Genomic DNA, 21,624 nt, shown 5'->3' on the forward strand with positions numbered 1-21,624 from the left:
TCCCTCGAGGCCGCGCGAGTGCGGTCCCCGGGTCCGCACATCGTTACACCTCTACACGCCTTCGCGAAACAGGTTGGTAATGGGGAGGCGACGATCACGGCCGAAAGCCTTGCCGGAGATCTTGGTGCCGGGGGCCGACTGACGCCTCTTGTACTCGGCCAGGTCGATCATGCGCAGCGTCCGGTCCACCAGGGCCGGGTCGTTGCCGGCCGCCACCAGCTCGTCGCGGCCCAGGTCCTGGTCGACGTAGCCCTTGATGATCGGGTCGAGGATCTCGTAGTCGGGCAGCGAGTCGGAGTCCTTCTGGTCGGGCCGCAGCTCGGCGCTGGGCGCCTTGGTGATCGAGCTCTCCGGGATCGGGGGCGTGCCGGGCTGTGTGTTGCGCCACCGCGCGAGCTGCCACACCATCGTCTTCGGCACGTCCTTGAGCGGATTGAACCCGCCGACCGAGTCGCCGTAGAGGGTCGAGTAGCCGACCGCCAGCTCGCTCTTGTTGCCGGTGGTCAGGACCAGGTGCCCCTCCTGGTTGGAGAGCGCCATCAGGATCACCCCGCGGACCCGGGCCTGCAGATTCTCCACGGCGAGGCCGGACAGCGACATGTTGGCCAGGAACGCGTCGACCATCGCCTGGATCGGCTCGGTGCGGTAGTCGAGGCCGGTGCGCTTGGCCAGGTCGGCGGCGTCGTCCTTGGAGTGGCCGGAGGAGAAGCCGCTGGGCAGCGAGACGCCGACGACGCGCTCCGGGCCGAGGGCGTCGACGGCGATCGCGGCGACCACGGCCGAGTCGATGCCACCGGACAGGCCGAAGATCACCGAGCGGAAACGGTTCTTGTTGACATAGTCGCGCAGGCCCAGGACCAGGGCGGACCAGATCTCCGCCTCGTCCGCGATCCGGTCGGCGATGCCGCCGTCGGCCCGCCCGGTCAAGGCTGCGAGATCAATATCGACGGGGGTACGGGAGATCCGCATGCCGTCACCGTTCTCGGCGGCCGGCGGCTGCTCCGTCGCCGGCGGCAGATCGAGATCGTGTACGAGCAGCGCCTCACCGAACTGGCCGGTGCGGGCCAGCAGCTCGCCGGACGCCGAGACGATCATCGAGTCGCCGTCGAAGACCAGCTCGTCCTGCCCGCCGACCATGTTCACGAACGCCACCGCGGCACCCGCCTCCACGGCCCGCCGCTGGACCAGGGCGAGCCGCACGTCGTCCTTGTTCAGCTCGTACGGCGAGGCGTTGATGTTGACGACCAGGCCCACCCCGGCCCGCCGCGCCGCGGTGAACGGCCCGCCGGCCTGCCAGATGTCCTCGCAGACGGTCAGCGCCACGTCCACGCCGCCGAGCCGGACCACGGAGAGCGTGTCGCCGGCCTCGAAGTAGCGGTCCTCGTCGAAGACGCCGTAGTTGGGCAGGTGGTGCTTGTAGTAGGTGGCCACCACCTCGCCGCGGTGCAGCAGCGCGGACGCGTCGCGCCGGCCGCTGCCCGGGACCGCGTCGGAGCTGATCGCCGGAGGCCCGTCGGCGTCGACGTAGCCCACCACGACGGCCAGCTCGCCCAGACCGTCGGCGGCCAGGCCGGCCGCCAGGTCCCGCAGCGCCTGCCGCGAGGCCTCGACGAACGAGTTGCGGAAGACCAGATCCTCGATCGGATAGCCGGTCAGCATCATCTCGGGGAACGCGACCAGGTGCGCGCCGGCGTCCGCCGCCTCCCGGGACCAGTGCCGGACCGACGCCGCGTTGCCGCGGATGTCACCGACTGTCGAGTTCACCTGAGCGAGAGCGATGCGCAACGTGGGCATGCTCTTATTCTTCCCTCAAGCCGGGCCTTTGGATCCCGACCCGGGCCGACGTCACAGACGATGGCCAGCGTAGTCTCGGCTCGATAGGTAGACCTTTCGAACGAGGGGTGGCAGTGGACCGACAGCAGGAGTTCGTGCTTCGCACGCTCGAGGAGCGCGACATCCGTTTTGTCCGGCTCTGGTTCACCGACGTGCTCGGCACGCTCAAGAGCGTGTCCGTCGCCCCGGCCGAGCTGGAGTCCGCCTTCGAGGAGGGCATCGGCATCGACGGCTCCGCGATCGAGGGCTTCGCCCGGGTCTACGAGTCCGACATGGTCGCCATGCCCGACCCCACCACGTTCCAGGTCTTCCCGTTCGAGGGCGGCGTCTCCGGTGAGAGCGCCCGGATGTTCTGCGACATCCTGCTCCCCGACGGCAGCGCCGCCTGGGCCGACCCGCGCCACGTGCTGCGCCGCGCCCTGGCCAAGGCCGCCGAGAAGGGCTTCACCTTCTACACCCATCCCGAGGTCGAGTTCTTCCTGATCCAGGACGGGGCCAACGACGGGTCCGTGCCGGTCCCGGTCGACACCGGCGGCTACTTCGACCACACCACCCACGCGGTGGCCCGTGACTTCCGCCGCCAGGCCGTGCTCGCGCTGGAGCGGATCGGCATCTCCGTCGAGTTCAGCCACCACGAGGTCGCGCCCGGCCAGCAGGAGATCGACCTGCGCTACGCCGACGCCCTCACCACGGCCGACAACATCATGACGTTCCGGCACGTGGTCAAGGAGGTGGCGCTCTCCCAGGGCGTCAAGGCCACCTTCATGCCCAAGCCGTACACGGATCAGCCCGGCTCGGGCATGCACACCCACCTGTCGCTCTTCGAGGGCGAGCGCAACGTCTTCTACGACAGCGAGGACCCGCAGAAGCTGTCGAAGACGGCACGGTCGTTCATCGCCGGTCTGCTGGTGCACGCCCGGGAGTACACGGCGGTCACCAACCAGTGGGTCAACTCGTACAAGAGGCTCTTCCCGCTGCAGCTTCCGGACCGGATCACCGAGTCCCCGGCGTTCGTCAGCTGGGGCCACCTCAACCGGTCGGCGCTGGTCCGCGTCCCGGCGTTCGGCAAGCCCAACTCGGCTCGCGTCGAGGTGCGCTCGATCGACTCGGCAGCCAACCCGTACCTCGCCTTCGCGGTGATGCTCGGCGCCGGCCTCAAGGGCATCGAAGAGGGGTATGAGTTGCCGCCCGGCGCCGAGGACGACGTGTGGTCGCTGTCCCCGGCCGAGCGCAAGGCCGCCGGCTACGAGGCGCTCCCGGAGAACCTGTCCGAGGCGATCGACGTGATGGCCGGCTCCGAGCTGATCGCCGAGATCCTGGGCGAGCACGTCTTCGACTTCTTCCTGCGCAACAAGCGCCAGGAGTGGGAGCAGTTCCGCCGCGAGGTCACGCCCTACGAGCGCCAGCGCTACCTCGGGGCTCTCTGACAGCCGTATGGAAAAGGGCCTCTCCCGTGGGAGAGGCCCTTTTCCGTTGAGGCGCCAGGCGGCGACGGTGTCCGAGCCGTCACCGCCTGGCTGGTGCGATTGCCGGCGTCGAGTGGGGGCGACCCGGTGCCGGCAACCGACCGCTAAAGGCACCCGGCGGACCGCCCGTTCCCCAGATCCGGTCCGCCGGGTGCCGGCTTCATCTGCGCGGCCTCGAGCTGCTGCTCGGGCTCGCGCTCGCGCTCGGCCGTGGTTTCGGCAACCACTGGCCGCCGTCGCCGTCCGACCACTGGTCGCCGTCGCCGTCCGGGCGCTGGCCGCCGCCGTCGTCCGACCACTGGCCTTCGTCGCCCTCGTCGCCGTAGCCGCCCGGTTGATCCGGGTAGTCCGGCCGGTCGGGGTAGCCGGGGCGAGGGCTGTACGTGCTGCCGCCCGGGCTGTTGCGGGGCCTGGCGCCGCAGAACTGCTCGACCCGCTCGCGGTCCTTGTCGCCGGCCCGTCGCACCAGCTCGCCGAAGCGGCCGTCGTTGAGGGCACGGGTGCGGGTGTCCCGGTCGTGGAGGGTGAACTCCTGGCAGAGCTCGGCCACCCGGTCCCGGTGGATCGTGGGGGTCGCGGCGGGCTGCGGCACCGTGGACACGGCCTGTCCCGGCGTCTCCGGCGCCGTCCGGCTCGCCGCGGTGGAGACGACGGGCGGGTCGTCGCCGGGCGGTCCCGGCAGGGCGCCCGGGTTGGCGGCCAGGGCCACGCCCCCGATCGTCGCCGAGGTGCCGAGGGCGACCACCGCGACCTTGAGGGTGAGCAGCCGGGCCACCGCCGACCGGAGCAGCGAGGATCGCCGGCGCGGCGCCGGGGAGAGCCCGGCGGCACGGAACGCCGCCATCACGTCGGCCTCGCCGGCCAGCTCCCGTGCCGTCGCGGGCGCCGTCGCGGCGGCCAGCACCCGGTCGAGCGGGTGCCCGGCCCGGTCGCCGCGCAGCAGGCGGTCCGCGGTCTCCCGGTCCATCTCGCTCCACTCCTCGGGGCTGGTCATCTCATCTCCTTCAGCGCCGCGGCCGCCGAAGTCGTCACCGGGTTGTTCCAGGCGGCCGTCCGCCGCTGTTCCGGAGGCTGCTGGGGCGCCTGTGGGGGGAACCGGGCGGCGAGCTGTTTGAGCCCCCGGTAGGCGGCGGTGCGGACCGCCCCCGCCCGGCGGCCGAGGATCTTGCCAGTGGTCGTGGCGTCCAGCCCGACCACCACCCGCAGCATCACCGCCTCGGCCTGCTCCTGCGGCAGCGAGGCGATCAGCGCCAGCGCCGCGTCGGTGGTGACCAGCTCCATGGCCCGGTCGGCGGTGTCGTCCCCGGCGCTCAGCTCGGTCAGGAACTCGACCGGACCGCTCGTCTGCGGGCGGCGCCGCTGAGCACGCAGCAGGTCCATGGCCCGGTGCCGGGCGATCGTGGCGGTCCAGCCCCGGAACCCGTCCCAGTCGCCGGAGAAGGTCCGCAGGTCACGGGCGATCTGCAGCCAGGCCTCGGAGGCGACGTCCTCGGCGTCGTCGGCGACCAGCACCCGCAGGTAGCGCAGCAGAGCCGGCTGCTGGGTGCGGTAGAGCAGACGGAACGCCGCCTCATCGCCCTGCTGGGCCGCCTGCACGACGGCGTCGAGGCCCTCCGGTGCCACCATCCAACGACCTCCGCGCCTCACGACGGCCCCGCACACCGCATGCGGGCTCCCCTGGTACAGCGCCGGGTGATGAAAAAACGTCACCGTGGCGTCGGCCGTCCGATCGACTCGGTAGATCCGCTCCGATACGGTCTTGTGCGTAACACATCTGACTAGGGAGAAGTCGTGCTGGATGATCTGCTTGAGGGCGCCGGGCGCAGCATAGTGTTCGGCGGCGTCGGCATCATGTTGATGGCTGTCGGGTTCGTGCTGATCGACGTGCTCACCCCGGGCAAGCTGCGCGATCTGATCTGGGTGGAGCGCAACCCCAATGCGGCGTTGCTGCTGGCGTCGAACCAGCTGGGCATCGCCGCCATCGTGTTCACCTCCATCTTCACCACCTACGAGTCGTTCGGTCAGGGGCTGGCGTCCACCGCGCTCTTCGGCCTGATCGGCATCGGCATCATGGGCCTGGCCTTCCTGGTGCTCGACTGGCTGACCCCGGGCAAGCTCGGCGAGGTCATCTGCACCCAGGACCGGCATCCCGGCGCACTGGTCAGCGCCGCCTCACATTTCGGCGCGGCCCTGATCGTCTGCGCCTGCATCTCCTGACCACTTCTGATCACCCTTCACCGGCCGCAGCCGAGGTCGCCGAACGCGGTGGCCGTGCCGGGACGGCGGATACGGGGCGGATCCCCCGGCGGTCGCCCCGCCCGCCGGCACCGGCGGAACGGGCACGGCGGGGTCCGGACAGCGCGGGCTCTGTCGTACCCCCGATCTATGGTCGTGGGGTGAATCGAGTCGTGGGGTGAATCGAACCGATCGGCTGTATGCGCTCGTCGAGGAGCTGCGAGCGGTCGCCCCGCGGCCGCGCAGCGCCCGCTGGCTGGCCGAGCGGTTCGAGGTCAGCGTGCGCACGGTCGAGCGCGACATCGCGGCGCTGCAGCAGTCGGGCACCCCGATCTGGGCCGAGACCGGTCGCTCCGGCGGCTACTGCCTGGACCGCGCGCACACCCTGCCACCGGTCAACCTGACGCCGGAGGAGGCGGTCGCCATGGCGCTCGCCCTGCGCAGCATGGCCGGCACCCCGTTCCGGCAGCCCGCGGCGAGCGCGCTGCGCAAGGTGCTCGCGGCGATGCGCCCGGAGGACGTGGCCGCCGCCCACGACCTGGCCGGGCGGATCCAGCTGGCCGGTGACGCCACGCCGATGACCCTGCCGCGCCTGGCCGGCGGCCCGCTGCCGGTGGGCTGCGTGTTGCGGATCGGCTATGCCGACCGGTTCGGCGCGGTGACCCTGCGCGACATCGAGCCGCTCGGTTATGTCGGGGTCAACGAGCGGTGGTATCTGATCGCCTGGTGCCGGCTGCGCGACGGGGTGCGGATCTTCCGGTCCGACCGGATCAGCTCGGTGACGCCGACCCGGGAGACGGCGCCACCCCGTTCACTCAGCGAGGCCGGTGTGGAGATCCCGCACCGGCTGCGCCCGCTGAGCCTGACCTGATCCCGTCCTACCCGGCCGGGGGCTGGAAGACCTGGAACTGGTTGCCCGCCGGGTCGAGCAGGTGGGCGATCTCGATCCCGGCCGCCGAGGTGCGCCTGACCAGCACCTTCCCGCCGGCTGCCTCGGCTGCCCGGCAGGTGGCGTCGGTGTCGGCGACCTGCACCGAGAAGACGGCGTGGTTCGGGCCCTGGCCGCCGGTGTCGGCGAGGCCGCCCTGGATGCCGCCGTCGGCCGGGGTGGTGATGATCCGGTATCCGGGCACGGCGCGGTCGAACGTCCACCCGAACAGGCCGCCGTAGAACTGCTCGGCCTCCTCCGGCTGGTCGGTGCCGATCTGGAACCAGGCGATGCCGTTCACTGCGGACATGATCTCTCTCCTTCGTTCGTGACTCCTTCACTCTGCGGGCCCGGCCCGACACCGTCCTGTCGGTGTTTCCGGGTCTTTGGCAGGATCACCCGAATGGAAGACGTCAGCCTCGAACCGGTCACCGCGGGCAACTGGCGGGACTGCGCCGCGCTCACCGTCCACCCGGAGCAGGGGCGTTTCGTCGCGGATGTCACGTACTACCTGTGCATGTGCCACTACGGCGACACCTGGAGCCCGCTCGCGGTGGTGCGCGGCGGCACGGTCGCCGGGTTCGTGATCTGGGCGGTCGACGACGACGGCAGCCGGTGGATCGGGGGTCTCGTGGTGGACGCCAGGCACCAGCGGCAGGGCGTCGGCCGCGAGGTGGTCCGGCAGTTGCGGGAGCGGCTGATCGCCGAGCCGGGCACCCCGAACGTGGCGCTCAGCTATCAGCCGGCCAACACCGCGGCACGTGAGCTCTACCTGTCGATGGGTTTCGTGGAGACCGGCGAGATCGAGGACGACGAGGTCGTCGCGAGATGGAGCCCGTCCGTCTAGGTCAGGCGGTGCACGTCGATCACGAGCTTGCCCGAGGTGACCCGGCTCTCCAGGTCGGCGTGTGCCCGGCCGACCGCGGAGAGCGGGTAGCGCCCGCCGATCCGGGCGGTCAGCAGCCCCCGGCCGGCCAGGTGGAACAGCCGGGCCGCACTGGACCGGTAGAGCTCCTCGTCGTCCAGGACCTGCTGCAGCCGGAAGCCGAGCACCCCGGTCGACGTGGTCATCAGGTCGTCCACGGCGACGGTGTTGGGCACGTCGGCAGCCCCGCCGTACGCCACGATCCGCCCGAACGGGGCGAGCGCCCTGTGCAGCTGCTCGAACGTGCGCCCGCCCACCCCGTCCAGCACCAGCGTCGGCGCCTCACCGAGGGCCGCGCCCAGGTTCGGATGGTTCGAGTCGACGGTGACGTGGGCGCCCAGCTCGGTGAGGAACGCGCGTTTCGCCGGTGACGAGGCCAGCGCGACGACCCGCGCCCCGGCCGCCCGGGCCAGCTGCACGGCCAGGTGACCGACCCCGCCGGCGGCCGCGGTGACCACCACGACGTCGTCGGCGCCGACCCGGCCCAGGGTGTGCAGGCTGTGCCAGGCGGTCAGCCCCTGCTCCAGCACGGCGAGCGCCTGCTCGTCGCTCACCCCGTCCGGCACGCCGACCACGTGCCCGGCCGGGGCCACCTGCGCGTACCCGCCGCCGGCCGGCAGCAGGGCGGCCACCCGGCGGCCGTCGGACCGCAGACGGCCCACCACGTCGGCGCCGAGCACCGCGGGCAGGGGTGGTTTCTCGTCGGCGCCGCGCCGCCGGTGCACGTCACCGTGGTTGACGCCGGCCAGCGTCACGTCGACGACGTCCCCCGCGGGATCGGGCATCTCGGTCAGCGCGAAGACGTCGGGGCCGCCGAAGGCGGTGATCACAGCGGCGAGCATGCCCCATTCAAACAGCAGGCGTTAGCCTCGTCCTGTGGGCACCGCACTAGTCATCGAGAACGACCCCAGCGACGATCTCCGGCGGCTCGGGGACTGGCTGACCGAGGGTGGGCTGGAGCTCACCGTGCTCCGGCCGCACGCCGGCGACGAGCTACCGGACAGTCTGGACGGCCATCTGGCGCTGATCGTGATGGGCGGCGACCAGAACGCGTTCCCGGACGCCGCGGGCGTGCCCGGCGCGCCCTGGTTCCCGGCACTGGAGGGGCTGCTGCGCAAGGCGGTCCGGTTCCGGGTGCCGACCCTCGGCGTCTGCCTGGGCGGGCAGCTGCTGGCCCGGGCGCACGGCGGTGCGGTGGAGCGCAGCACCGCCGGCCCGGAGATCGGCCCCGGCCTGGTCGCCAAGCGTGACGCCGCCGACGACGACCCGCTGTTCAAGTGGGTGCCGTTGCTGCCCGACGTGCAGCAGTGGCACCGCGACGAGATCACCGAGCTGCCGGCCGGGGCGGTGCTGCTGGCCGCCTCCAGCCGCTACCCGCATCAGGCGTTCCGGATCGGCGACCGCGCGTGGGGCCTGCAGTTCCACATCGAGTGCGACGCCGACATGATCGCCGACTGGGCGCGGTCGGACAGCGCCGGCCTGGCCGAGCTGGGCTACGACGCCGACGCCGTGGTGGCCGCCACCAGTGCGGCGCTCGCCGATGTGGAGGAGGTGTGGCAGCCGTTCGCCGTCCGGTTCGCCGCGCTGGCTCTGGGCACGCTGGCCGACGCCGACATACCGAACCCCGGGACCGGCCGGACCCTGCCACTGCTGGGGCAGTGATGACCAGGCCCACCCGCCTCGCCCGGTACGGTTTCGCCGACAACGGCGCCCGGGCGACCGACCTGCTCGGGCCGGGCGGTCTGCGGCTCTGGGACACCGAGGCGCAGGCCCCGGTCGACGAGCGGGCGGCCGGGCTCCTGGAGGCGCTGTCCAGGGCCGCCGACCCCAACCTGGCGCTCCGGCAGCTGCACCGGATCGTCGAGTCCGCGGACCGCGGTGGGGCGAAGGCCGGGGAGGAGCTGATCGGGGGGCTCGCCGCCGACCACGGGCTCCGGCGGCGGCTGATCGCGGTGCTCGGGGCGTCGTCGGCGCTCGGCGATCACCTGGTCGCCAACCCCGAGCAGTGGCGGACACTGGCGACCGGCAAGAGCGGTCTACCCCCGGAAGCCGACGGAGGGCTGGCCGATTTTGATCAGCTGACCGTGCCGGCGCTGCGGACGGCGTACCGCATCTCGCTCCTGCGCATCGCCGCCGCCGACCTGACGGCGGGCCGCGGTCTGGAGCCCACCATGGAGGCCCTGTCCCGGCTTGCCGACGAGACCCTGGCCGCCGCCTACGCGATCGCCGTCGCCGGCCTGCCGGCATCGGCGCCGGAGCCGCGCCTCGCGGTCGTCGCGATGGGCAAGTGCGGCGGCAACGAGCTCAACTACGTCTCCGACGTCGACGTGATCTTCGTGGCCGCCGGTGACGAGGACCTGCAGGCCGGCACCACGATCGCGGCCCGGCTGATCGAGATCTGCGGTCAGGTGGCCTGGCCGGTGGACGCCGCGCTGCGGCCCGAGGGCAGCCGTGGCCCGCTGGTTCGCACGCTCGCCAGCCACCAGGCCTACTACCGTCGCTGGGCCCGCACCTGGGAGTTCCAGGCGCTGCTCAAGGCCCGGCCGGCGGCCGGCGACCTGGCCCTGGCGCAGGAGTGGATCGCCGATCTGGCCCCGCTGGTCTGGCACGCCGCCGAGCGACCCGAGGCGGTCGCCGACGTCCGCGACATGCGCCGCAAGATCATCGACAACGTGCCGAAGAGGGAGCTGGACCGCGAGATCAAGCGGGGTCCGGGCGGCCTGCGCGACATCGAGTTCGCGGTGCAGCTGCTCCAGCTCGTGCACGGCCGGGTGGACGAGTCGCTGCGCGGCGGTGGGACGCTCCCGGCGCTGCGCGCCCTGGTCGCCGGCGGCTACGTGGGCCGCGAGGACGGCGAGACGCTGCTGAGGGGTTACCGTTTCCTGCGCGGCGTCGAGCACCGGCTGCAACTGCAACAGCTCAAACGTACGCACACCGTGCCCGACGATCCGGCCGGGCTGCGCTGGCTCGCGGCGGCCCTCGGCTACACCGCCCTGCCCGGCCGCGACGCCGTCGAGTCGTTCCGCTCGGACTGGGTGGGCCACGCCGCCAACGTCCGCCGCCTGCACGTGAAGCTGCTCTACCGGCCGCTGCTGGAGGCGGTCGCCCGGGTTCCGGCCGAGGAGCTGCGGATGACCACGGAGTCGGCCCGCCGGCGCCTGGAGATCCTCGGTTTCGCCGACCCGGCGGGCGCGCTGCGTCATCTGGAGTCGCTGACCGGTGGTGTGACCCGGACCGCGGCGATCCAGCGGACCCTGCTGCCGATGCTGCTGCAGGACTTCGCCGACGCCCCGGAGCCGGACCGTGGCCTGCTCAACTATCGCCAGGTGTCGGACAAGCTGGGCAGCACGCCGTGGTATCTGCGGCTGCTGCGCGACGCCGGCCCGGTGGCCCGCCGGCTGGCCCGGGTGCTGAGCCTCTCCCGGTACGCGACCGACCTGCTCACCCGCGACCCGGAGGCGCTGCGGCTGCTGGCCGACGACGCCGAGCTGCAGCCCCGGCCCCGGGAGTCGCTGCGGGACGGGTTCGCGGCGGCCGGCGACCGGCACACCGACCCGGTGAAGGCGATCGCCGCGGTCCGGGCGCTGCGCCGTCGCGAGCTGTTCCGGGTGGCCTGCGCCGACATCCTCAGCCAGGGCGGCGACCTGGCCCCGGAGCGCCCGCTCGGTGTGGACGCGGTCGGCACGGCTCTCTCCGCGGTGACCGACGCGACGCTGAACGCGGCTCTGCGGATCGCCCGGCGTGTCAAGCCCGCCCCGGAGGGTCTGCGGTTCGCCGTCATCGGCATGGGCCGGCTCGGCGGCTACGAGATGAGCTACCCGTCCGACGCCGACGTGCTCTTCGTCTACGAGCCGCCGGCCGGGGTCCCGGAGGGGGAGGCCAGCGCGGCGGCGCATGCGATCGCCGAGGAGATGCGCCGCCTGCTCAACGCGCCCGCGCCGGATCCGGCTCTCGGGGTCGACGCCGATCTGCGCCCCGAGGGCCGGCAGGGCTCGCTGGTGCGCAGCCTGCAGGCGTACCGGCAGTACTACGAGCGCTGGTCGAAGGTGTGGGAGGCGCAGGCGCTGCTGCGGGCCCGGTTCGTCTGCGGCGACGCCGACCTGGGGCGCCGGTTCGAGGAGCTGGCCGACGGCGTCCGCTATCCGGCCGGTGGCCTCGCCCGCGAGCAGGTGGTCGAGATCCGGCGGATCAAGGCGCGGGTGGAGACCGAGCGGCTGCCCCGCGGGGCCGACCCGAACACGCACACCAAGCTGGGCCGCGGCGGGCTGGCCGACGTCGAGTGGGCGGTGCAGGTCACCCAGTTGCGGCACGCGCACGCGGTCCGCGAGCTGTGCCGGACCCGGACCCTGGAGGCGCTCGCGGCGGCGGCCGAGGCCGGACTGATCATCGAGTCGGACGCGGCCGAGATGGCCGCCGGCTGGACGCTCGCGGCGCAGGTGCGTAACGCCCTCACCCTGGTCCGGGGCCGGCCGACCGATCAGCTGCCCCGGCACGGGGTCGAGCTGGCGGGCGTGGTGCTCCTGCTGGACGGCGGCGACCCGGGTGAGTTCGTGGACCGGTACCTGCGGCTGACCCGGCGGTCCCGGGCGGCGATGGAGCGGGTGCTGGAGAGCTGATCAGCACGGCTGGTTGACGCCGTCGCCCCGCAGCATCCGGTAACCGTCGCCGTGGACGGTGAGCAGGTAGGCGACCTCCCACAGCGTGCACGTCTCGCGGAGGCGTTCCGGCGGTCCGTGCCCGGCTCTCTGCTCGCTGCGGAAGCTGACCTCGGCCCGGAGCCGCCCGCGCGCCGCATCGGCCAGCCCGGTCAGCACGATGTCGGAGTCCCGGCTGGTCGAGGTGCCCTCGGCGAACGCCGCGAGCTGGCCGGGCACGCCGGGGTCCAGATCGCCGGCCGGGTCGAGGACCGTCGCGACGGCGTCGTAGTCGCGCTGGTTGATGCCGCGGAAGTAGGTGTCGAGCATGACCACCACGGCGGCCGCGCGCGGGTCGGTGACCCGAGGGTGCACGGTGACCAGGCTCGCGGGGACGTTCTCCAGGATCGGCGCGGCGTTCCGGCGGGTCGTCTGCTCGCCGCGGGGCCGGTCGGCGCCGATCAGCCGCGGACCGCCGACCACCGCCGCCAGCGCGAGGGCGCCGACGAGGACGACGATCGGCAGGGCCGGCAGTATCCGGCTGTGGGGTGGGCACACCGGGCAGCCGGCCGGCACACCGCTGTAGCGCTCACCGCAGTTGACGCAGGTCCACATCCGGCTCGTCCTCCCGTCGTGCTCAACGACGGTGACGGATGGATGCGGCGGTGAGTCACCCGGTCGCGGCGGCTATCACCCGGGTGAGCGCCTCGTGCACACGGCGAAGCTCCTCGATCGGCATGCCGAGCCGCTCGACCACGGCCGGCGGGATCCGCTCGGCGTCGGCCCGCAGCGCCCGGCCCCGCTCGGTGAGGGTGATCGCCAGGCTGCGCTCGTCGGACGGGTCACGCTCGCGTCGCAGGTAGCCGATCGCCTCCAGGCGCTTGAGCAGCGGCGAGAGGGTGCCCGGGTCGAGTTGCAGCAGCTCGCTGAGGCGGCGCACGGAGAGCGGGGCGTGCTGCCAGAGGGCGAGCATCACCAGATATTGCGGGTGGGTCAGGCCCATCGGCTCGAGCAGGGGGCGGTAGATCGCCACGACGCCGCGGGCGGCCACCGACAGGGCGAAGCAGACCTGCTGCTCCAGCGCCAGGGGGTCGTCGACCGGATCACTCATCGGTGGTCAGCCTATCAACAGTTGGTGTACAAATGATTAGTCCACCAACGGTTTTCGGGGAGGCGTCGTGTCGAGGTTCAAAGCCTGGTTCCACCGGACGTTCGACGACTGGTTCTTCCGTTCGATGATCGGGCCGGCCCAGACCAGGGGCGCCGTCCACGGAGCCGACCACTTCGCCCGCGAGCAGTGGAAGCGTGACCTGGAGAATCGCAAGCGCTACACCCGCGAGCAGCGGGAGCGTAAGCGCGCCGAGCGGGCCGCCCGGCAGTGACCGTGGGGCGGGGTGATCCGCCACGATAGGGTCGGCGGCGTGGAAAGTGCCGCATGAAGCGAAAAGCGATGGTCATCGGCCTGGCGTCGATCGCGGTGGGCCTCGTCGTTCTCGCGGTGTACCGGAACTCGTACTTCGACTCCCGGGTCTACCACGGGGCGATCGTGTACTGGTTCCGCGACGGCGGCATGGTCTACGACTTCCTCCGTCCCGGTACGCCGTACGGCTTCACCTATCCGCCCTTCGCCGGCATGGTGATGTGGCCGATGGCGGTGTTGCCGCTGCTGATGGTGATGATCCTGGCCACCGTCGGGACGGTGATCACCACCGGCCTGCTCGTGTGGTGGCTGGCCGGTCCGCTGATCCAGCGCCGCGGCTGGCCGACGGGCTTCGCCTTCGCGGTCGCCTTCTGCCTGGCCCTGGCCTTCGAGCCGGTCCGGGAGACGATCAGTTTCGGGCAGGTCAACACTCTGCTGCTGGCCCTGGTCGCCGGCGACATGGTGCTCGGCCTGGGCAAGGGCCGCAAGTGGGCGGGCGTCGGCATCGGCCTGGCCACCGCGATCAAGCTGACCCCCGGTGTCTTCATCCTCTACCTGCTGGTGACCCGGCGCTGGCGGGCCCTGGGCACCGCGGTCGGCACGGCCACCGGCGTCACCCTGCTGGCCGGGGCTGTCTTCCCGGACGAGTCCCGGGAGTTCTGGACGTCGGCGCTGTGGGACACCAACCGGGTGGGCGTGCTGCACATCGTGTCCAACCAGTCCCTGCGCGGTTTCGTGGCGCGGCTGCACATCGAGACCGTCGAGTCGAAGGTGTGGCTGGCGTGCGTGCTGGTGACCCTGGCGCTGTGGGTGTGGCGGGTGGCGCGGGCGCCGGAGGACGTGGTCGGCGGGCTCGCGCTGACCGGCATCCTGGGCTGCCTGCTCAGCCCGGTCACCTGGATCCACCACTGGGTGTGGGTGATCCCGGCACTGGTGCGGTGCCTGTTCCTGTTCGACTCCGACCGGGCCCGGTTCGCCCTCGGCGCGGCGGCGTATCTGCTGATGACCTCGCACATCACGTGGCTGTGGGAGAAGCCGCCCATCCCGCCGATGGAGCTGCTCGGTGCCAACATCTATGTCTGGTTCGGACTGGCTCTGCTGCTCTGGACACCCGTCGGCACCCGTCGTTCGTCTGACGTCCACGAGCCGGTCAAGATCAACGCGTAGGCAGAGCGCATGTCTCTACGCCGTACCACCTCGGCGGTCGTCTCCGTCGTAGCCCTGGCCGCGGTGGGCGCAGTGCCCACCGCGGCGGCCGCGCACGGCCGTTCCGAAGAATTCCGCCGGCTCTCCACCTTTCCGGCCTACTTGAACTCGTCGATCGACGACACCGCGGCAGCCGAGATCTCCACCGTCACCGAGGACGGCCGCACGGTCGTCTACACCGACAGTCCGGGCAGGCGCCTCGGCTTCGTCGACATCAGCAACCCGTCGGCGCCGAAGCCGGCCGGCACCCTGGCCGTCGGCGGCGAACCCACCTCGGTCGCCCACCTGGGCCGCCTGCTGCTCGCCGGCGTGAACACCCGCACCAGCTTCACCGAGCCGTCCGGCAAGCTCGTCGTGATCGACTCCGCGTCCCGCGCGGTGAAGAGGGAGATCGATCTCGGCGGCCAGCCGGACTCGGTCGCCGTCGCGCCGAGCGGCCGCTACATCGCCGTCGCCATCGAGAACGAGCGCGACGAGGACGTCGACGACGGCGCGATCCCGCAGGCCCCGGCCGGCTGGCTCAGCGTGATCGACACTCGCACGTGGAAAGCGACAAAGATCAACCTGTCCGGATTGTCGACAGTGGCGCCGACCGACCCGGAGCCCGAGTACGTCAGCATCAACTCCCGTGACGAGGCCGTCGTCTCGCTCCAGGAGAACAACCATCTCGTCGTGGTCGACCTGAAGACCGGGAAGGTCATCAGAAGCATCGACGCCGGCTCCGTGCAGGTCGATGCCATTGACACGCTCGATGACGACAAGATCGAGTTGACCGGGACGATCACCGCCAAGCGCGAGCCGGACGGCGTCGCCTGGATCGACGACGACCTGTTCGCCACCGCCAACGAGGGTGACTACGAGGGCGGCTCCCGCGGCTGGTCGATCTTCAGCAAGAAGACCGGCAAGGTCGTCTGGGACGCCGGCAACAGCCTCGAGCACATCGCCGTCGCCCACGGCCAATACCCGGACAAGCGCTCCGATGCCAAGGGCATCGAGGCCGAGAACGTCGCGTTCGCCGTCCTCGACCGGACGCCCTACGTCTTCGTCAACTCCGAGCGCGGCAACTTCACCGCCGTCTACGACGTGTCGAACCCGGCCAAGCCGAAGTTCAAGCAGCTCCTGGCGACCACCAACGCCCCCGAGGGCGTCGTCGCCGTCCCGTCGCGCAACCTGCTCGTCGTCTCCTCCGAGGAGGAGGACGCCTCGATCGGCATCCGCGGCAGCATCCAGGTCTACGGCTTCGGCGAGTCGCGCAACGAGCAGATCGTGTCGAAGAACGACATCCCGTGGGGCGCCCTCTCCGCGCTCTCGGCGGTTCCCGGGCGCAGAGACCGGCTCGCGAGCGTCACCGACGCCGTCTACTCGCCGACCCGCATCCTCGGTCTCGTCACCGGCGGTGTCATCGACAGCGAGCTGACCGTCACCAAGGACGGAGAGCCGGTGGGCTACGACGTCGAGGGACTCGTCGTGCGCAAGGCAGGCGGTTACTGGCTGGCCGTCGAGGGCACCGGCGCGGGCAAAGAGCCCAATCTTCTGGTACGCCTGAACGCGCGCGCCCAGGTACAGGAGGAGATCCCGCTCTCCGCCGACGTGGCGGCCGCGATCACCGCCAACGGCCTGGAGGGCATCGCCGAGGTCGCCGGATCGGTGTGGGTGGCCGTCCAGCGCCCGATCAAGGGCGACCCGGCGAACACCGCACGGATCGGCCGCTACGACACGGTCGGCAAGACCTGGTCGTGGCTGCTCTACCCGCTCGAGACCGCGCCCACCGGCTGGGTCGGCCTGTCCGAGCTGGTCGCCGTCGACAGGGACACGTTCGCCGTGATCGAGCGCGACAACCAGCGCGGCACCCTCGCCGCTATCAAGCGGATCTACACGTTCGACGTGCCGGCCACCTGGACCGGCACCCCGACCGTGACGAAGAAGCTGGTCAAGGACCTGCTGCCGCTGCTGAGGGCGGACGGCGGCTGGGTGCAGGACAAGGTCGAGGGCCTCGCCGTCGCCGGGAACGGCCGCACCTACGCCGTCACCGACAACGACGGCCTCGACGACAGCACCGGCGAGACGGTCTTCCTGGACCTGGGCCGTCTGCTCTGACGTGACCTGACATGGCGCTGATCGTCGTATCAGCGCCATGTCAGGACCCGGGAGCACGGTGTCCGGCATGGACACCACCTATGCGATCCACGCCGAGGGGCTGGTGAAACGCTTCGGCGACACCACCGCCCTGGACGGCGTCGACCTGGCCGTGCGCCCGGGCACGGTCCTCGGTCTGCTGGGGCCGAACGGGGCCGGGAAGACCACCGCCGTCCGGGTCCTGGCCACCCTGATCCGCCTGGACGCCGGGCACGCCGCGGTCGGCGGCTTCGACGTGGTCCGGCAGCCGCACGAGGTCCGCGGGCTGATCGGGCTGACCGGCCAGTACGCCTCGGTCGACGAGACCCTGAACGGCACCGAGAACCTCCTCATGATCGGCCGGCTGCTCGGCCTGTCCCGCCGGGACGCCCGCGCCCGGGCCCGCGAACTGCTGGAACGCTTCGACCTCACGGAGGCCGCGAAACGGGCCGCCGGGAAGTACTCCGGTGGCATGCGCCGCCGCCTCGACCTGGCCGCCAGCCTGGTCGGCGCCCCGCGGGTGCTCTACCTGGACGAGCCCACCACCGGCCTCGACCCGCGCAGCCGCAACGAGGTGTGGGACATCGTCCGCGGCCTGGTCGCCGACGGCACCACGGTCCTGCTGACCACCCAGTATCTGGACGAGGCCGACCAGCTGGCCGCCGAGATCGTCGTGATCGACCACGGCCGGGTCATCGCCACCGGCACCCCGGCCCAGCTCAAGGCCCGTACCGGCGCGCAGACCGTCACCGTCCGGCCCTCCTTCGCCGACGAGCTCGACCGGATCCGCGAGGCGGTCGGCCGGGTCGCCACCGGGCCGGTCGATGTGGCCGGCGAGGTCGTCACCGCCCCGGTCAGCGACCCCGGCGCGCTCGCCGAACTGGTCCGTGACCTCGACGAGCACGGCCTGACCGTGGCCGAGCTGGCCCTGCGCAGCCCCAGCCTCGACGAGGTCTTCCTCAGCCTGACGGGAGGTCACGCATGACCACGATGGCGCTCCGCAACACCGCCACGCTGGCCTGGCGGACGCTGGTGCAGATCAAGCACAACCCGTTCGAGCTGTTCGACTTCAGCGTGCAGCCGATCATGTTCCTGCTGCTCTTCACCTACGTGTTCGGCGGTGCGATCGCCGACACGCCGGGGGAGTACCTGACCTACGCGCTACCCGGCATCATCGTGCAGAACCTGCTCTTCGCCACCCTGAACACCGGTGTCGGCCTGAACACCGACATCAGCAAGGGCGTCTTCGACCGGCTGCGGTCCCTGCCGATCGCCCGGTTCTCGCCGCTGGCCGGCCGGATCGTCGCCGACGTGATCAAGCAGGCGTGGGCGGTCGCGCTGCTGCTCGTACTCGGCATGGTCCTCGGCTTCCGGATCGAGACCGGCCCGGTGCAGGTGCTCGCCGCGTTCGCCCTGCTGCTCGGGTTCGCCTTCGCCGCGTCGTGGATGTCGGTGCTGGTGGCGATGCTGGTGAGCGCGCCGGAGAAGGTGCAGATCTTCGGGTTCGTGCTGCTCTTCCCGATCACCTTCGCGAGCGGCGTGTTCGTCGACCCGGACACCATGCCGGGCTGGCTGCGCTCCTTCGCCGAGGTCAACCCGACGAGCATCCTGGCCGACGCGGCCCGTGGGCTGCTCAGCGGCGGCCCGGTCGCCGGCCCGGTCACGCAGTCACTGCTCTGGGCCGCCGGCTTCCTGGTGGTCTTCGCCCCGCTCTCGGTCCGGGCCTTCCGGCGCCGGATCTGACTCCAGCCCGGCCGCCTCGAGAGCGGTCGCCAGGGTCACCCCGGCACCGCGTCGGTACGCCGCATCGAAGCCCGCGTCGCCCAGTGCGGCGCGGGTCTCGCGGAAGGTCCTTTCCGCCTGCTCGACCGTCCGGTCCCGGGAGCCGCGCACCGCGTCCGCCGCACCCAGCAGAAGAGCGGCCCGGCCCGGATCGCCCTCCCGCAGTGCCAGATCCGCGATCCCGGCCACCACCTGGGCGACCACCGGCGAGTCGTTCGAGTCCACCGCGATCCGGATCGCCGTCCGGTGGCACGCCCGCGCCTGCACCAGATCCCCGGCGGCGCCCTCGATCAGGGCGCCCGTGCTGTACGCCATCGCCCGGAACTGTGGCGCGAACGTCGAGTTGTCGATCAGCCGGACCGCCGTCGCGTTGTGCTCGCGCGCCGCGTCCAGGTCGCCCTCGGCCAGGGCGATCACCGCGTGACAGTGGTGCACCGACGCCATCACCTCCGGGATGCCGACCTCGCGGGCGAACTCCCGGGCCCGTTTCAACAGCCGGCGTGCCTCCTCCGGCTCGCCGCTCAGCCACACCTGATGGGCCGTCTTCACGGCGAGCTGCGGCAGATCCTCCCGCATGCCCACCTCCTCCAGCAGGGCCATCGCCTCCCGCTGCCAGGCCAGTGCCTGCGGGAAGTCACCCCGCGCCGCGGTCAGGTCGGCCAGCGAGCTCAGCGTGAAACCGACACCCCACCGGTCCCCGACCGCGCGGAACCCGGCGAGCGCGTCCCGCAGATCCGCCTCGGCCGCCTCCGCCGGCTCGCCCAGGTTGAGACGGACCTGGCCGATCAGCATCCGCGAGATGGCCCGCAGCCACGGATCCGGATCGTCGGCGAGCTGCTCGGCGCCGCCGTACTGCGCCGCCTCCGGGCTCTGCGAATAGATCGCCGCCAGTGGGCTGAGCAGCCGCAGCGCCGGATGCCTGTGCTGCACTCCGCCGGCCAGTCGCTCCGCCGCCCGGAAGAGGACCTTCACCTCGTCGAACTCCATCGGACCCTCGACGCCGTTGAGCGCGGCGAACACGTGCACCAGCGCCAGATCGGCCTGATCCGCCGGGCCGGGCAGGGCGATCACCTCGGAGCAGAGCCGGGCGCCCTCGGTCCGGTGCCCGTTCAGCCACCAGTACCAGCCCAGGTTCGCCGCCAGGGTCACCGCGTTGGCCCGGTCACCCGACTCGATCGCGTCCCGGACCGCGGCGTGCAGATTGTCGTGCTCGGCGCTGAGTCGATGCAGCCAGACCAGCTGGTCGGCGCGGCGCAGATGCGGCTCGGCCTCCCGGGCCAGATCGATCAGATACGCGATGAGGGTACGCCGTACCGCTTCCGCCTCACCCGCCTCGGCCAGCCGCTCCAGCCCGTACTCCCGGATCGTCTCCAGCATCCGGTAACGCCCGTCCTGGCCCAGGACCAGCAGCGACTTGTCGACCAGGGCGGCCGGTGGATCCAGGTCGGGGCCGCAGATCCGCTCGACCGCCGTCACGTCGGCGCCGCCGGGCAGTGTCGCCAGCCGCCGCCACACCCGCCGCTCGTCGGTGGACAGCAGATCCCAGCTCCAGTCGACGACCGCCCGTAGCGTCCGGTGCCGGGGGAGCGCGGTGCGGCTGCCGCCGGTCAGCAGCCGGAACCGGTCGGCCAGCCGGTCGGCGAGCACCGCCGCCGGCAGGGTGCGCAGCCGGGCCGCCGCGAGCTCGATGGCCAGCGGCATGCCGTCCAGGGCGCGGCAGATCCGGATAACCGGCCCGGTGTTGTCGCCGGTCAGCGTGAGACCGGAGGTCCGGTCGAGGAGCAGCTGGACGGCCGGGGACGCGGCGGCCGCCGCCGGATCCGCGTCGGCCGGGGGCAGGGCCAACGGCTCCACCGGGAACAGCCGCTCGCCGGTGATGCCCAGCGGCTCCCGGCTCGTCGTCAGCAGCCGCAGCCTCGGCGCGGCCCGCAGCAGCACGTCGGCCACCTCGGCGGCGGCCTCGATCAGGTGCTCGCAGTTGTCCAGCACGAGCAGCATGTCGCGGCCGGCCAGAGCGTCGCGCAGCCGGGCCAGCGGAGTGGCCGGCTCCACCCGGCGCAACGCGGGGCCACCCAGGCGCAGCGCGGACAGGATCGTCTGCGGTAGTTCGGCCGGGTCCCGTACCGGAGCGAGCTCCACCCGCCACACCGCACCCGGAACCGCACCGCCCACCTCGACCGACAGCCTCGTCTTGCCGCTGCCGCCCGGACCGGTCAGAGTGACCAGCCGGTGCTCGCCGAGCAGGTCGCGCACCGCGCGGATGTCGGCCGCCCGGCCGACGAAGCTGCTCAGCTCGGCCGGCAGGTTGCCCTCCGGCCCGTCCGTCTCCCGCAGGATCTCCAGGTGCAGCCCGGCCAGCTCGGCCGACGGATCCACCCCCAGCTGCTCACCGATCCGCCGCCGGGCCTGCTCGAAGGCCTCCAGCGCCCGCCCCCGGTTCCCGGCGGCCCGCAGCGCCCGGACCAGCAGCGCGGCCAGCGGCTCGTCCAGCGGATGCGCCGCCACCAGCGCCTCCAGCTCCGGAACCACGTCCCGCCGGGTCATCTCGGCGGCCAGCCGGGCCCGCCGGGCGGCCAGCCGCAGACCCTCCAGCCGCACCGCCTCCGGCCGCGCCACGTCCGGGAACTCCAGGTCACCGCGCCACAGATCGAGAGCCCGCGCCGGATCGTCCGCGACCAGCCGCGCGAACCGGTGCGCGTCGACCGTCTCCGCATCGGTGACCAGCCGGTATCCGGCGGGGGTGGCGGCCACGGCCAGACCCGGCACGGCCCGGCGCAACCGCGAGACCAGCGCCTGCAACGCGTTCGCCGCGGCCGCGGGCGGCGCGTCACCCCAGACGCCGTCGATCAACCGGTCCGCGCTCACCTCCCGGTTGGCGTCCAGGGCGAGCAGGACCATGAGGGTACGCAGCCGCGCCCCCGCCACCGGCAGGAGCGCCCCACCACTGTCCCGGACCTCGACCGGCCCGAGCACCGCGATCTCCACCCGGTCGATTCTGCCGTCCGCACGCACCCCGCAGACAGCCCGGCTGCGGTGTCCGCGGCTGCGGTCCCGGCCTCGCGCCTCGTGGTAGGGGCGCC

Annotated in this window: 19 protein-coding genes; 11 read left to right on the forward strand and 8 right to left on the reverse strand. The window is 72.3% G+C overall.

Features of this window, described 5'->3' with window-relative positions; all coding sequences use genetic code 11:
- Nucleotides 1-51: 51 nt before the first annotated feature.
- On the reverse strand, nt 52-1,794 hold the full coding sequence (locus tag ACQPZW_RS07300) for an NAD+ synthase (RefSeq protein ID WP_433794061.1): 1,743 nt from the start codon (nt 1,792-1,794) through the stop codon (nt 52-54).
- 113 nt (nt 1,795-1,907) lie between these two features.
- Between ACQPZW_RS07300 and glnA the strand changes: the two genes are divergently transcribed.
- Nucleotides 1,908-3,260: a type I glutamate--ammonia ligase gene (gene glnA / locus ACQPZW_RS07305; protein ID WP_433794062.1), complete on the forward strand. Its 1,353-nt coding sequence runs from the start codon at nt 1,908-1,910 to the stop codon at nt 3,258-3,260.
- A 199-nt stretch (nt 3,261-3,459) separates the two neighbouring features.
- Here the strand turns inward: glnA and ACQPZW_RS07310 are convergent, their stop codons facing one another.
- Both ACQPZW_RS07310 and ACQPZW_RS07315 read right to left on the reverse strand, forming a co-directional pair.
- Complete coding sequence (locus tag ACQPZW_RS07310) at nt 3,460-4,293, reverse strand: hypothetical protein (RefSeq protein WP_433794063.1); 834 nt, start codon at nt 4,291-4,293, stop codon at nt 3,460-3,462.
- Nucleotides 4,290-4,925: an RNA polymerase sigma factor gene (locus ACQPZW_RS07315; protein WP_433794064.1), complete on the reverse strand. Its 636-nt coding sequence runs from the start codon at nt 4,923-4,925 to the stop codon at nt 4,290-4,292. The genes ACQPZW_RS07310 and ACQPZW_RS07315 overlap by 4 nt, the downstream gene beginning before the upstream one ends.
- A gap of 165 nt (nt 4,926-5,090) precedes the next feature.
- On the opposite strand from ACQPZW_RS07315, the gene ACQPZW_RS07320 reads away from it, so the two are divergent.
- Together ACQPZW_RS07320 and ACQPZW_RS07325 are read left to right on the forward strand one after the other, a co-directional pair.
- The gene (locus ACQPZW_RS07320; RefSeq protein ID WP_433794065.1) at nt 5,091-5,516 is read left to right on the forward strand and encodes a DUF350 domain-containing protein; all 426 of its coding nucleotides are present in this window, start codon (nt 5,091-5,093) and stop codon (nt 5,514-5,516) included.
- A 196-nt stretch (nt 5,517-5,712) separates the two neighbouring features.
- Nucleotides 5,713-6,405 (forward strand): helix-turn-helix transcriptional regulator, encoded by a 693-nt coding sequence (locus tag ACQPZW_RS07325; RefSeq protein ID WP_433794066.1) that lies wholly within the window; start codon nt 5,713-5,715, stop codon nt 6,403-6,405.
- 7 nt (nt 6,406-6,412) lie between these two features.
- Here ACQPZW_RS07325 and ACQPZW_RS07330 read toward each other — a convergent pair whose 3' ends face one another.
- Nucleotides 6,413-6,772: a VOC family protein gene (locus ACQPZW_RS07330; protein WP_433794067.1), complete on the reverse strand. Its 360-nt coding sequence runs from the start codon at nt 6,770-6,772 to the stop codon at nt 6,413-6,415.
- A 93-nt stretch (nt 6,773-6,865) separates the two neighbouring features.
- On the opposite strand from ACQPZW_RS07330, the gene ACQPZW_RS07335 reads away from it, so the two are divergent.
- Nucleotides 6,866-7,309: a GNAT family N-acetyltransferase gene (locus ACQPZW_RS07335; protein ID WP_433794068.1), complete on the forward strand. Its 444-nt coding sequence runs from the start codon at nt 6,866-6,868 to the stop codon at nt 7,307-7,309.
- Here ACQPZW_RS07335 and ACQPZW_RS07340 read toward each other — a convergent pair.
- Complete coding sequence (locus ACQPZW_RS07340) at nt 7,306-8,229, reverse strand: quinone oxidoreductase family protein (RefSeq protein ID WP_433794069.1); 924 nt, start codon at nt 8,227-8,229, stop codon at nt 7,306-7,308. The genes ACQPZW_RS07335 and ACQPZW_RS07340 overlap by 4 nt on opposite strands.
- Nucleotides 8,230-8,263: 34 nt before the next feature.
- Between ACQPZW_RS07340 and ACQPZW_RS07345 the strand changes: the two genes are divergently transcribed.
- Together ACQPZW_RS07345 and ACQPZW_RS07350 are read left to right on the forward strand one after the other, a co-directional pair.
- The gene (locus ACQPZW_RS07345) at nt 8,264-9,049 is read left to right on the forward strand and encodes a type 1 glutamine amidotransferase (RefSeq protein WP_433794070.1); all 786 of its coding nucleotides are present in this window, start codon (nt 8,264-8,266) and stop codon (nt 9,047-9,049) included.
- Nucleotides 9,049-12,003 carry a bifunctional [glutamine synthetase] adenylyltransferase/[glutamine synthetase]-adenylyl-L-tyrosine phosphorylase gene (locus tag ACQPZW_RS07350; protein WP_433794071.1) on the forward strand — a complete coding sequence of 985 codons (2,955 nt, stop codon included), beginning with the start codon at nt 9,049-9,051 and terminating at the stop codon, nt 12,001-12,003. The genes ACQPZW_RS07345 and ACQPZW_RS07350 overlap by 1 nt, the downstream gene beginning before the upstream one ends.
- Here the strand turns inward: ACQPZW_RS07350 and ACQPZW_RS07355 are convergent, their stop codons facing one another.
- A complete protein-coding gene (locus ACQPZW_RS07355; protein WP_433794072.1) occupies nt 12,004-12,636 on the reverse strand; it encodes a hypothetical protein in 633 nt (210 codons plus the stop codon).
- Nucleotides 12,637-12,691: 55 nt separating this feature from the next.
- Nucleotides 12,692-13,132, reverse strand: coding sequence for a MarR family winged helix-turn-helix transcriptional regulator (locus tag ACQPZW_RS07360; protein WP_433794073.1), 441 nt, complete (start codon nt 13,130-13,132; stop codon nt 12,692-12,694).
- 67 nt (nt 13,133-13,199) lie between these two features.
- Between ACQPZW_RS07360 and ACQPZW_RS07365 the strand changes: the two genes are divergently transcribed.
- The 5 genes from ACQPZW_RS07365 (at nt 13,200) to ACQPZW_RS07385 (ending at nt 18,505) form a co-directional block, all read left to right on the forward strand.
- The gene (locus ACQPZW_RS07365; protein ID WP_433794074.1) at nt 13,200-13,403 is read left to right on the forward strand and encodes a hypothetical protein; all 204 of its coding nucleotides are present in this window, start codon (nt 13,200-13,202) and stop codon (nt 13,401-13,403) included.
- Between the two features lie 53 nt (nt 13,404-13,456).
- Nucleotides 13,457-14,608 carry a glycosyltransferase 87 family protein gene (locus ACQPZW_RS07370; RefSeq protein WP_433794075.1) on the forward strand — a complete coding sequence of 384 codons (1,152 nt, stop codon included), beginning with the start codon at nt 13,457-13,459 and terminating at the stop codon, nt 14,606-14,608.
- A gap of 9 nt (nt 14,609-14,617) precedes the next feature.
- Nucleotides 14,618-16,744, forward strand: coding sequence for an esterase-like activity of phytase family protein (locus tag ACQPZW_RS07375; RefSeq protein ID WP_433794076.1), 2,127 nt, complete (start codon nt 14,618-14,620; stop codon nt 16,742-16,744).
- A gap of 67 nt (nt 16,745-16,811) precedes the next feature.
- Complete coding sequence (locus tag ACQPZW_RS07380; protein WP_433794077.1) at nt 16,812-17,747, forward strand: ATP-binding cassette domain-containing protein; 936 nt, start codon at nt 16,812-16,814, stop codon at nt 17,745-17,747.
- Entirely contained in the window at nt 17,744-18,505 is a 762-nt protein-coding gene (locus tag ACQPZW_RS07385) for an ABC transporter permease (RefSeq protein ID WP_433794078.1), read from the forward strand. Before ACQPZW_RS07380 ends, ACQPZW_RS07385 begins: the two co-directional genes overlap by 4 nt.
- Here the strand turns inward: ACQPZW_RS07385 and ACQPZW_RS07390 are convergent.
- A complete protein-coding gene (locus ACQPZW_RS07390) occupies nt 18,431-21,529 on the reverse strand; it encodes an ATP-binding protein (RefSeq protein ID WP_433794079.1) in 3,099 nt (1,032 codons plus the stop codon). The genes ACQPZW_RS07385 and ACQPZW_RS07390 overlap by 75 nt on opposite strands.
- Nucleotides 21,530-21,624: the final 95 nt, after the last annotated feature.

Origin of the sequence: Actinoplanes sp. CA-252034 (genome assembly GCF_050956125.1) — a bacterium.
Taxonomy (GTDB): domain Bacteria; phylum Actinomycetota; class Actinomycetes; order Mycobacteriales; family Micromonosporaceae; genus Actinoplanes.

What these genes read in the sequence shown, in the direction of transcription:
- ACQPZW_RS07300 (WP_433794061.1), bottom strand. Translation starts at nt 1,794, where the DNA reads ATGCCCACGTTGCGCATCGCTCTCGCTCAGGTGAACTCGACAGTCGGT.
- ACQPZW_RS07310 (WP_433794063.1), bottom strand. Translation starts at nt 4,293, where the DNA reads ATGACCAGCCCCGAGGAGTGGAGCGAGATGGACCGGGAGACCGCGGAC.
- ACQPZW_RS07315 (WP_433794064.1), bottom strand. Translation starts at nt 4,925, where the DNA reads ATGGTGGCACCGGAGGGCCTCGACGCCGTCGTGCAGGCGGCCCAGCAG.
- ACQPZW_RS07330 (WP_433794067.1), bottom strand. Translation starts at nt 6,772, where the DNA reads ATGTCCGCAGTGAACGGCATCGCCTGGTTCCAGATCGGCACCGACCAG.
- ACQPZW_RS07335 (WP_433794068.1), top strand. Translation starts at nt 6,866, where the DNA reads ATGGAAGACGTCAGCCTCGAACCGGTCACCGCGGGCAACTGGCGGGAC.
- ACQPZW_RS07340 (WP_433794069.1), bottom strand. Translation starts at nt 8,229, where the DNA reads ATGCTCGCCGCTGTGATCACCGCCTTCGGCGGCCCCGACGTCTTCGCG.
- ACQPZW_RS07350 (WP_433794071.1), top strand. Translation starts at nt 9,049, where the DNA reads ATGACCAGGCCCACCCGCCTCGCCCGGTACGGTTTCGCCGACAACGGC.
- ACQPZW_RS07355 (WP_433794072.1), bottom strand. Translation starts at nt 12,636, where the DNA reads ATGTGGACCTGCGTCAACTGCGGTGAGCGCTACAGCGGTGTGCCGGCC.
- ACQPZW_RS07360 (WP_433794073.1), bottom strand. Translation starts at nt 13,132, where the DNA reads ATGAGTGATCCGGTCGACGACCCCCTGGCGCTGGAGCAGCAGGTCTGC.
- ACQPZW_RS07370 (WP_433794075.1), top strand. Translation starts at nt 13,457, where the DNA reads ATGAAGCGAAAAGCGATGGTCATCGGCCTGGCGTCGATCGCGGTGGGC.
- ACQPZW_RS07375 (WP_433794076.1), top strand. Translation starts at nt 14,618, where the DNA reads ATGTCTCTACGCCGTACCACCTCGGCGGTCGTCTCCGTCGTAGCCCTG.
- ACQPZW_RS07380 (WP_433794077.1), top strand. Translation starts at nt 16,812, where the DNA reads ATGGACACCACCTATGCGATCCACGCCGAGGGGCTGGTGAAACGCTTC.
- ACQPZW_RS07385 (WP_433794078.1), top strand. Translation starts at nt 17,744, where the DNA reads ATGACCACGATGGCGCTCCGCAACACCGCCACGCTGGCCTGGCGGACG.